Genomic DNA, 5,456 nt, shown 5'->3' with positions numbered 1-5,456 from the left:
CCTCCCGCCGCCCCGGCCTCCGGGAGCAAGGGCAGCCCCCTCCGGCCTCCGGGACCCGAGCCCGCGCATGCGGGCGAACGGCGCTCAAAGCGCCGCCTCTACCCCTTCACCATCGGATCGACCAGCTTGCGGTGCTCCTGCAGCGCATACCGGTCGGTCATCCCGGCGATATAGTCCGCCACCACCCGCGCCCGCGCCGTCTCCCCGAGCGCCGCGCAGGCGTTCCACTCCTCCGGCATCAGCTCCGGCGCCCCGGCGAAGGTCGAGAAGAGCTCCTCCACCACCATCCGCGCCTTCCGCCGCATCCGCTGCACCGCCCAGTGCCGGTACATCCGCCGGTAGAGAAAACCCCGGATCACCTTCAGCTCGGCGAAGGTCGCCTCCGAGAAGCGCACCACCGGCGCCCCGAGCCCGCGCACCTCCTCCGCGCTCCGCGGCGCGAACTCGGCCAGCCGCGCCCGGCTCGTCGCCAGCACGTCCTCGACCAGCAGCCCGAAGAACCGCCGCAGCGCCTCGTGCTCCCGCCGCGACGGCGCCAGCCCCGGCCAGCGCGCATCGACCGCCGCGATGCAGGCCCCGATCATCGGCAGCCCGCGCAGATCCTCGAGCGTGAAGAGCCCGGCCCGGAGCCCGTCCGCCAGGTCGTGGTTGTTGTAGGCGATGTCGTCCGAGATCGCCGCCACCTGCGCCTCGGCGCTTGCATGCGTGCCGAGCTCCAGCCCATGCACCGCATCGTACTCGGCCAGCGCGAAGGGCACCTCCCCCACCACCGGCCCGTTGTGCTTGGCGATCCCCTCCAGCGTCTCCCAGGTCAGGTTCAGCCCGTCGAACTCGGCGTAATGCGCCTCGAGCCGGGTCACGATCTTGATCGCCTGCGCATTATGGTCGAACCCGCCATGCGCCGCCATCATCCCCTGCAGCGCCTCCTCGCCGGTGTGGCCGAACGGCGGATGCCCGAGGTCGTGCGCCAGCGCCACCGCCTCGGCCAGCTCCTCGTTCAGCTCGAGCACCCGCGCCAGCGTCCGCGCCACCTGCGCCACCTCGACCGAATGCGTCAGCCGCGTGCGGTAATAGTCCCCCTCGTGCTCGACGAAGACCTGCGTCTTGTGCTTCAGCCGCCGGAACGCCGACGAATGGATGATCCGGTCCCGGTCGCGCTGGAAGGGCGAGCGGTGCGCCGACTCCTCCTCCCGGTAGAGCCGTCCCCGGGTCTCCCCGGGCAATGTCGCGAACGGCGCCGCCATCTCGCCCCTTCCGATCCTTGCCTCCGGGCGCCGCGGCGCCTACCTTCCCGCTTAGCCTATCCGCACCCGGATCAGAAGATGCCCCTCGCCATGCCGCCCCGCGTCACCGACCGCGCCTTCGCCCGCCTTGCCGAGATCGGCGCCGGAGCCCTCCGCGTCGCCGTCGAGGGCGGCGGATGCTCCGGCTTCCAGTACGAGATCAAGATCGACGAGCCGGCCGCGGACGACCTCGTCCTCGAGAAGGACGGCGTCCGCGTCCTCATCGACCCGGTCTCGCTCCCCTTCCTCGCCGACGCCGAGATCGACTTCGCCGACGAGCTCATCGGCGCCCGCTTCGTCGTCCACAACCCGAACGCCACCTCCTCCTGCGGCTGCGGCACCTCCTTCTCGATCTGAGCCGGCCTCACCCGGCCGCCGCCAGCGGCCAGAGCACGGCGAGCCCGGCGGCCGCCGCGGCGAGCAGCCCCACGCCGCCGACGATCCCGCCGACGACCCGGCCGCCGACCCAGCCGGCGAGAACCGCCTTCGAGGCGGTATTCACCCCGACCGCGACCAGGATCGCCAGCGCCGCGGTCGCGGCGTCGAGCCCGGCCCCGCCCGCGCTCAGCCGCGCCATCGAGATCGTCACCGCATCGACGTCGACGACCCCCGAGACGCCCGCGACGATCAGCACGCCGACGTCGCCCAGCCACCGCCGGGCGAGCTCGGCCGCCAGCATCACCGCCGCCATGACCGCGGCGAGCGACAGCGCCGTGCCGACCGCGAGCGGATTGTCGATCGTCAGCGCCGGACCCGCCCGCCGCCGCGTGCGCCAGACGAGGAGCAGCGCCGCCGCCAGCAGCACCAGCGCCGCGGCGCCGAGCGGCAGCGCGAGCCGCGGCAGCAGCGCCGGGTTGAGCCCGAGCGCGACCAGCCCCACCCGCACCAGCATCACGTTGCTCGAGACGAGGATCCCCGCGCTCAGCAGCCGGGCCGACCCCGGCTGCCCCTTCTCCATCTGCGCCAGCGCCAGCGTCGTCGCCGTCGAGGACACGAGCCCGCCGGCCGCCGCCATCGCCATGATGCCGCTCCGCTCGCCGAAGGCGCGGACCGCCACGTAGCCGGCGAAGGAGATCCCGGCGATCAGGATGGCGAGGAGCCAGATCTCGTGCGGATTGACCGTCCCCCACGGATCGACGGTCCGGTCCGGGATCACCGGCAGCAGCAGGAAGGACATCGCCGCCAGCGTCAGGACGGCACGGATCTCCGGCCAGGTCAGCATGGCGACCCAGCGGTGCAGATGCTCGCGCAGCGCCAGGAGCAGCGTCATCGCCACCGCCGCAGCGACGGCCGGCACCAGCTCGCCGGCGACCGCCAGCGCGCCGAGCAGGAAGACCAGCATCCCGGCCACCGCCGTCGTGGCGCTGACGTTGTCGTCGAGCCGCGCCTCCAGCCACTGGAAGAGCGCGAAGGTGGCGGCGAAGCCGGCGAAGAGGAGACCGAGCAGCACCCCGCCGAACTCCAGCGCCAAGAGGCCCGCGACCCCGCCGAGCAGCCCGCTCAACGCGAAGGTCCTGAGCCCGGCCGCCCGCTGATGCTCGCGCTCGTCCCGCGTCCGCCACCCGCGCTCCAGCCCGACCAGCAGGCCGATGGCGAGCGCCACCGCGAGGCGGCTGATGATCTCGTTCGTCTCCATCCCTCCGCCTCCCGCGCCCCTCGCTCCGAGAGCCTATCATACCGCTCCCCCGCGGCAGCACCGCAGGGCGGTTAAGCGAACCCTACCGGCGGCAAGGAAGAATTAACACATGTTATCCCTTCAATATCATGCACTTGCTTATAGTTTCGCGTGCGAAATCCTCCTTTTCGCACCCCGGCCACCCGCTTGCGGCCGGCGCGCCGGGCGGCTAGCGTCCGCGCCATGAAGATCGCCTCCTTCAACATCAATGGCGTCAAGGCCCGCCTGCCCGCCCTCCTCGACTGGCTCCGGGATGCCGGAACCGACGTGGTCGTCCTCCAGGAGCTCAAGTGCACCGACGACCAGTTCCCCCGCCTCGAGATCGAGGAGATGGGCTACAACATCGAGACCCACGGCCAGAAGGGCTTCAACGGCGTCGCCATCCTCTCCCGCCTGCCCCTGGCCGACGTCCGCCGCGGCCTCCCCGGCGACGACGGCGACGAACAGTCGCGCTGGATCGAGGCCGAGGTCGCCGGCGTCCGGGTCTGCGGCCTCTACCTGCCGAACGGCAACCCCGCCCCCGGCCCCAAGTACGACTACAAGCTCGCCTGGATGGAGCGGCTGCACGCCCGCGCCGCCGAGCTGATCGCGACCGAGGAGACCGCCGTCATCCTCGGCGACTACAACGTCATCCCCGAGCCGAAGGACTGCTGGGATCCCAAGGTCTGGACCAGGGACGCCCTCTTCCTCCCCCCGACCCGCCAGGCCTTCCGCCGCCTCGTCCACCTCGGGCTGACTGACGCCCTGCGCGCCGTCGACCAGTCGCCCGGGGTCTATACCTTCTGGGACTATCAGGCCGGCGCCTTCCAGAAGAACTGGGGCATCCGCATCGACCACGTGCTGCTGACCCCGCAGGCCGCCGACCGGCTCGAGACCTGCGGCATCGACGCCGAGACCCGCTCGCGCGAGAAGCCCTCCGACCACGTCCCGATCTGGGTGACGCTCACGCCCTGAAGCGGCTCAGTGCGCCGGCGCCTCGGCCACCGGCGGCGCGCCGTTCAGCTCGGTCTGGATGTCGTGCCAGCCCTCCCAGATCATGTGCAGCGCGACGTAGAGGATGATCGCGAGGCCGACCCAGGCGATCCAGCGGTAGCGGTTGAGCACGCGCGCGATCATCGAGGCCGCGACCCCCATCAGCACCACCGAGAGCGCGAGCCCGAAGACCAGCACGACCGGATGCTCGCGCGCCGCGCCGGCCACCGCCAGCACGTTGTCGAGCGACATCGAGACGTCGGCGATGATGATCTGCGTCACCGCCTGGCGCAGCGTCTTGCGCGGCATCGTGCCCGCGACCGTGCCGTCTGCGTCGAGATCGCCCTCGGCGAGCGCCTCCATCGCCGCGGCCTCCTCCGCCCGGTGGCCGACGCGCAGCTCCTGGTACATCTTCCAGCAGACCCAGAGCAGCAGCAGGCCGCCAGCCAGCAGCAGCCCGGTCAGGTTGAGCAGCTGCGTCGCGATCAGCGCGAAGCTGATGCGCATGACCGTGGCGGCGAGGATGCCGATGATGATCGCCTTCCGCCGCAGATCCGGCGGAAGGCCGGCCGCGGCGAGCCCGATGACGACGGCATTGTCCCCCGCCAGCACCAGGTCGATCATGATCACCTGGAGGAACGAGGTCAGGAACGCTGCATCGAACATCTGGCTCTTTCCTCCTGCCCCGGACGTCCGTCATTGACAATGCCGTGAGCGGTGTCAAGCGGCGCCCGGACGCCGCGGCGCGGTGACGTCGACGCCGTAGAGCCAGTCGAAACGGCCGGCGAGCCAGCCCGGCGCCAGCGCCGATGCGGCGGCGAGCGCCGCGTGCGCCGGCGGCCCGAAACCGGGCCCGAGGTGGAAGATCCGCCCGTTTCGCGCCGAGGCGCGCTGCACCCGCGTCGCGCGCGGCAGCCGCGCGGCGGCATAGGCGGCCAGCCCGGCGCCGGGATCGGCCGCCGCATCGAGCGCCTCGGCCAGCACCCAGGCGTCCTCGAGCGCCATGGTCGCGCCCTGGGCGAGGAAGGGCAGCATCGGGTGGCAGGCATCGCCGAGCAGCGCCAGCCGCCCGGCCGTCCAGCGCGGCAGCGGCGGATGGGCGAAGAGCCCCCAGAGGAAGCAGTCCTCGACCGCCGCCAGCAGCGCCCCCGCCGTCCCGCCCCAGCCGGCGAAGGCCCGGCGCAGCTCCGCGGGGTCGGCCGGCGTCGTCCAGCCCTCCTCCGCCCAGGCGCGGCGCTCCTCCACCGCCACGATGTTGACGAGACTCCCCCCGCGCAGCGGATAGCTGACCAGATGCCGTCCCGGCCCCATCGACACCCGCGTCACCGGAGCCGCCGCCTCCGCCGGCAGCCCCGCCGTCGGCACCAGCCCGCGCCAGGCGACATGCCCGGTGAAGCGCGCCGGCGCCGCCGCGAGCCCCGCCGCCACCCGCAGGCCCGAGCGCACCCCGTCGGCGGCGACGACGATCTCGGTATCGTGCCCGCCGCCGTCCCCGGCGACGAGGCCGACCCCCGGCTCGAGCGCCT

Annotated in this window: 6 protein-coding genes; 2 read left to right on the top strand and 4 right to left on the bottom strand. The window is 72.7% G+C overall.

All coding sequences use genetic code 11. The annotated features are described in order from the left end of the window. Positions 1 to 98: 98 nt before the first annotated feature. Entirely contained in the window at positions 99 to 1,244 is a 1,146-nt protein-coding gene (locus Q0112_RS06635; RefSeq protein ID WP_297973018.1) for a deoxyguanosinetriphosphate triphosphohydrolase, read from the bottom strand. Positions 1,245 to 1,322: 78 nt separating this feature from the next. On the opposite strand from Q0112_RS06635, the gene Q0112_RS06630 reads away from it, so the two are divergent. Then, positions 1,323 to 1,640 (top strand): iron-sulfur cluster assembly accessory protein, encoded by a 318-nt coding sequence (locus Q0112_RS06630; RefSeq protein ID WP_297973016.1) that lies wholly within the window; start codon positions 1,323 to 1,325, stop codon positions 1,638 to 1,640. Between the two features lie 7 nt (positions 1,641 to 1,647). Here Q0112_RS06630 and Q0112_RS06625 read toward each other — a convergent pair whose 3' ends face one another. Beyond that, a complete protein-coding gene (locus tag Q0112_RS06625) occupies positions 1,648 to 2,919 on the bottom strand; it encodes an MgtC/SapB family protein (RefSeq protein WP_297973014.1) in 1,272 nt (423 codons plus the stop codon). 222 nt (positions 2,920 to 3,141) lie between these two features. Between Q0112_RS06625 and xth the strand changes: the two genes are divergently transcribed. Then, on the top strand, positions 3,142 to 3,912 hold the full coding sequence (gene xth / locus Q0112_RS06620) for an exodeoxyribonuclease III (protein WP_297973011.1): 771 nt from the start codon (positions 3,142 to 3,144) through the stop codon (positions 3,910 to 3,912). Positions 3,913 to 3,918: 6 nt separating this feature from the next. Here xth and Q0112_RS06615 read toward each other — a convergent pair whose 3' ends face one another. Next, on the bottom strand, positions 3,919 to 4,596 hold the full coding sequence (locus tag Q0112_RS06615; RefSeq protein WP_297973008.1) for a TerC family protein: 678 nt from the start codon (positions 4,594 to 4,596) through the stop codon (positions 3,919 to 3,921). Between the two features lie 54 nt (positions 4,597 to 4,650). Further along, positions 4,651 to 5,456 (bottom strand): FAD-dependent monooxygenase (locus Q0112_RS06610; protein ID WP_297973004.1); only part of this gene is annotated, 806 nt, incomplete at its 5' end.

Origin of the sequence: uncultured Amaricoccus sp., assembly GCF_937858865.1 — a bacterium.
GTDB lineage: Bacteria > Pseudomonadota > Alphaproteobacteria > Rhodobacterales > Rhodobacteraceae > Amaricoccus.
The sequence above is the reverse complement of the archived record's forward strand: the minus strand, read 5'-3'. Positions and strand labels throughout refer to the sequence as shown.